Raw genomic sequence first — 724 nt, forward strand, 5'->3', positions numbered from 1 at the left:
GGCGCGTCCGCTCGTCGTCTCGGAGGCGACGGCGACACCGCAGACATTGTGGGGGCTCTGTACACGCGAGCTCTTGTGGGACTGTGCGCCATTCAGATCGGCGTCACCGAGCGGGCGCTGCGCATCGCCGCGTCCTACACGGCCGAACGCGAACAGTTCGGTCGCCCGATCGGATCGTTTCAGGCGGTGCAGCAGCGCATGGCCGATGCCTTCATCGATACCGAGGCGATTCGATGGACGACCTGGCATGCCGCATGGCTGATCGGTGAAGGGAGGTCCGCCGTGCGCGAAGCGGCGATCGCCAAGTTCTGGGCCGCTGAAGCCGGTGCGCGTGTGGTCGCCACGGCGCAGCAGGTGCATGGCGGCATGGGCATCGACGTCACCTATCCGGTCTCCCGCTATTACCTGTGGGCCAAGGACATCGAGCTCGCGCTCGGATCCGCCTCGCAACAACTTGCTCGCCTCGGTACCACTTATCCAGAAGGAAGCAAATGACCTCCACCGCAACGCGAACGACCACCTTGGCCTACAACTCGGTCAACGTGGGTGACGAGATCACGCCGATGGACGTTCCCGTCACCACGACGTTGATCGTCGCGGGGGCCATCGCATCGCGGGACTACATGCCGGTGCACCATGACCGCGATTTCGCGACCGGCCAGGGGTCTCCGGACATCTTTCTCAACATCCTGACCACCAACGGCCTGTGCGTGAAGTTCCTCCA

At 64.2% G+C, this 724-nt stretch carries 1 protein-coding gene and 1 pseudogene; both read left to right on the top strand.

The annotated features are described in order from the left end of the window. Nucleotides 1-495 (top strand): acyl-CoA dehydrogenase family protein (locus P9A17_RS33215; protein ID WP_278043064.1); only part of this gene is annotated, 495 nt, incomplete at its 5' end. Next, nucleotides 492-724, top strand: a pseudogene (locus P9A17_RS33220) (acyl dehydratase); the annotation flags it as partial. The gene P9A17_RS33215 and the pseudogene P9A17_RS33220, both read left to right, overlap by 4 nt.

It is taken from the genome of Mycobacterium sp. 236(2023), from assembly GCF_029623955.1.
GTDB lineage: Bacteria > Actinomycetota > Actinomycetes > Mycobacteriales > Mycobacteriaceae > Mycobacterium.